This window comes from Limnospira sp. (assembly GCF_051859755.1).
GTDB classification, from domain to species: Bacteria; Cyanobacteriota; Cyanobacteriia; order Cyanobacteriales; family Microcoleaceae; genus Limnospira; species Limnospira fusiformis.
The window spans coordinates 1-3,111 of record NZ_JBIMLI010000258.1 but is presented as its reverse complement, the minus strand read 5'-3'; the positions used below and the strand labels follow the sequence as shown (position 1 = coordinate 3,111).

Here is a 3,111-nt window from a genome sequence, read left to right as displayed (position 1 = left end):
GGGGCTGGCATTTTTGGTCTTCTTAGTCATCTCGTCCTCTCCATTATACGTCCTAAGTGTTCTGTCTTGTGCTATATTTTCGGGCATTGCAGCCCTATTTGATGCCTGAACGTCTCGCACAACTCAGTTACACTATAGGTATTATCCTAAAAATAATAATATAACCCCATGGCACAACAACTAAAGCGCTGGGAGTCCCCGCGTCGCCAAGGGCGCAACCACAAAGGTAAAGGTGGTGCGGCTAGAATGCGACAGCTAAAAAAACAACAGCAACAGTTGCGTAAACAACTCCAAACCAACCAACCCAAAGACCAACACCAACACCAAAACCCAAAATCACCAATTCAGGGGAAGGATAAATGATCCTTCCCTCTTTTGATTTTAGGGTTTCAGTTGAATATTGGGGCAAATAGTATCAGCCATGCGACTCGCTGACGGCTGATCTTCCCACTGACTCAGTAACTCCTGAAGTTCTCCCTTCAAGCCTTCTAGGGCGATAATTTGTTGATTAATATCCGCTACCTTAGCTTGTAAACGCTGCTTCACTTGGTCACAGGGAATGTCACCACGATCGCGAATTTTCAGAATTTCCGCAATTTCCGCCAAACTCAACCCCAACCCTTGCGCGCGTTTAATAAATGCCAGTCGGGTCAATACTTCCGGAGCAAATAGCCGATAACCCGACCTGCTACGATCAACAGTCGGCCAGAGTAACCCAATATCATCATAGTAGCGAATTGTTTTCACCGATAAACCACTTTCGGCCGCTACCTCTCCAATTTTCAGCAACTTATCAACCCCCAACCTAACTCATTAGTAGGGAGGACGAGGCTTTTTATTCTGAGTCAGCATAGGTAAGGAAGGACGGGAACCACTCGGCGGTAAATAGTATTCCGGCGCGGTTTCGGTTTGTTGTTCCACTGGCGATCGCTGTATAAGCCACCAACGCCAGGCTACCGCTACTCCCACGGTTCCCAGACCGAGACTCAACAGCGGTAAACTCGCAGTTACACCACCAATTACAGTATCAACCGCCCCAACTGTAATCACAAAACTGACAATTGGTTCTCTGCGGTAAGCAGACTTTAAAATTCTCGGTAACAAAGCGTTCATATTACTTTGACTCTGCTGTTTAGTATTAGTTTAGACGGAATCAGACTCAACCAGGTTGCTACAGCATTTAGGCTCCTTGTGAATTGTAGGGCAGCTAGGTCAACTTGAAAAGTCGCTTAGGTATCAATTTTTTGATCACCCCCCTACTCGTCCCTACTGGTCCCTACTCCTCCGACCCTCACCCTTACCCTTCCCCAATACGATTATAACTTCAGTCTCGGTGAACTGGAAACCGGGATAGTTTGACAAACCTACTCACCACCCGCCCGATTAGATTTTAACACAATACAGAGCCAAAATAGGTAGTTAAGATTCCCCAAAATTTGCTATAATCCAAAACCAGCATTCCCACCTAATAATTAATGAAAGAAATTGATAACCTTCCCCGTCCAAATAGGGTAATTGTAATTGGTGCTGGTATAGGCGGATTAACCACCGCCGCACTACTGGCTCATCGAGGATATTCCGTGTTAGTCCTCGACCAAGCCATAGTTCCGGGCGGCTGTGCTTCCACGTTTAAACGTAAAGGTTTTACCTTTGATGTAGGGGCGACCCAAGTGGCTGGTTTAGAACCCGGCGGCATTCATCATCGGATTTTCTCGGAATTAGAAATAGACTTACCAGCCGCCACCTTCTGCGACCCTGCTTGTGCGGTATTTTTACCCGGAGAAACCCAGCCGATTCGAGTTTGGCGAGACCCAGAAAAATGGCAGCAGGAACGACAAGAACAGTTCCCAGGGAGTGAAAAGTTTTGGCAATTAATGGGAACTCTATTTGAAGCTAGTTGGCGGTTTCAAAGTCGCGATCCGATTTTACCTCCTCGGAATTGGTGGGATTTAGTGCAACTGGTGAAAGCCTTGCGTCTCGATACCATGATTACCCTACCTTTTACCCTATTGACGGTAGGGGATCTATTGCGGATCTATGGAATAGACAACGATCGCCGTCTGAAAACCTTTCTGGATTTACAATTAAAATTATACTCCCAGGTGAACGCCGATGAAACGGCATTACTGTATGCAGCCACAGCGTTGGGAGTATCCCAATCACCCCAAGGACTCTATCATTTACAGGGGAGTATGCAAGTATTAAGCGATCGCCTAGTAGCCAGCCTGAAACGGGACGGAGGAACCCTATTAATGGGTCATACCGTAGAAGCGATCGAAACCGAAAACCGTCAAGTCGTAGCGGTCAAAATTCGCGATCAAAAAACCGGGAAAGTGTGGCGAGAAACCACCGATCTAGTAGTTGCTAACGTCACAGTTCAGAACATAGTTAAGCTATTAGCTTGGGAAAACCACATTTCCACCAATCCCCTCGATCGCATTTACCACCACCGTATTAATAAACTCCCCCCAGCTTCTGGGGCTTTCGTCATTTATTTAGGAGTTGATCAGTCAGCCATTCCCCCCGAATGCCCCCCCCATCTCCAATTTCTTTACGACTATAACCGACCCATTGGCGAAAACAATTCCCTATTTGTTTCCGTCAGCCACCCAGGGGACGGACGCGCCCCCCACGGACAAGCCACCATTATTGCTTCTAGTTTCACAGATACGCAGCAATGGTGGCATAACCCAGATTATCAGAAACTCAAACACGAATACACCCAACAGGCCATTAATCGTCTAAGTTCCTACTTTCAGCTTACCCCAGAAACAATCATTTATTCCTGTGCTGCCACCCCCCGCACTTTCGCCCGTTATACCGCGCGTGACCAAGGCGTTGTCGGTGGTGTAGGTCAGCGGATTTCCACCTTTGGACCCTTTGGCTTTTCCAATCGTACCCCCATTAATGGATTATGGCTAGTGGGAGACTGTACCCACCCCGGAGAGGGAACAGCAGGGGTATCCTATTCAGCTTTAACCGTAGTCCGACAACTCGAAAACCAGTTCACCCCTCCAAAACATGAGGGCGGCGCAGTATAGCACAAGACAGAACACTTAGGACGTATAATGGAGAGGACGAGATGACTAAGAAGACCAAAAATGCCAGCCC

Annotated in this window: 4 protein-coding genes; 2 read left to right on the top strand and 2 right to left on the bottom strand. The window is 47.4% G+C overall.

Features of this window, described 5'->3' with window-relative positions; translation table 11 throughout:
- The first annotated feature begins 168 nt into the window (after positions 1-168).
- On the top strand, positions 169-363 hold the full coding sequence (locus tag ACTIE0_RS23550; protein ID WP_006669249.1) for a hypothetical protein: 195 nt from the start codon (positions 169-171) through the stop codon (positions 361-363).
- An 18-nt stretch (positions 364-381) separates the two neighbouring features.
- Here ACTIE0_RS23550 and ACTIE0_RS23545 read toward each other — a convergent pair whose 3' ends face one another.
- Together ACTIE0_RS23545 and ACTIE0_RS23540 are read right to left on the bottom strand one after the other, a co-directional pair.
- Positions 382-804 (bottom strand): heavy metal-responsive transcriptional regulator, encoded by a 423-nt coding sequence (locus tag ACTIE0_RS23545; protein ID WP_006616244.1) that lies wholly within the window; start codon positions 802-804, stop codon positions 382-384.
- A 9-nt stretch (positions 805-813) separates the two neighbouring features.
- Positions 814-1,113: a hypothetical protein gene (locus tag ACTIE0_RS23540; RefSeq protein ID WP_006616243.1), complete on the bottom strand. Its 300-nt coding sequence runs from the start codon at positions 1,111-1,113 to the stop codon at positions 814-816.
- Positions 1,114-1,475: 362 nt separating this feature from the next.
- Here ACTIE0_RS23540 and crtD point away from each other — a divergent pair, with 362 nt between their 5' ends.
- Positions 1,476-3,041: a C-3',4' desaturase CrtD gene (gene crtD / locus ACTIE0_RS23535; RefSeq protein ID WP_006624164.1), complete on the top strand. Its 1,566-nt coding sequence runs from the start codon at positions 1,476-1,478 to the stop codon at positions 3,039-3,041.
- The last annotated feature ends 70 nt before the right edge of the window (positions 3,042-3,111 follow it).

What these genes read in the sequence shown, in the direction of transcription:
- crtD (WP_006624164.1), top strand. Translation starts at nt 1,476, where the DNA reads ATGAAAGAAATTGATAACCTTCCCCGTCCAAATAGGGTAATTGTAATT.
- ACTIE0_RS23550 (WP_006669249.1), top strand. Translation starts at nt 169, where the DNA reads ATGGCACAACAACTAAAGCGCTGGGAGTCCCCGCGTCGCCAAGGGCGC.
- ACTIE0_RS23540 (WP_006616243.1), bottom strand. Translation starts at nt 1,113, where the DNA reads ATGAACGCTTTGTTACCGAGAATTTTAAAGTCTGCTTACCGCAGAGAA.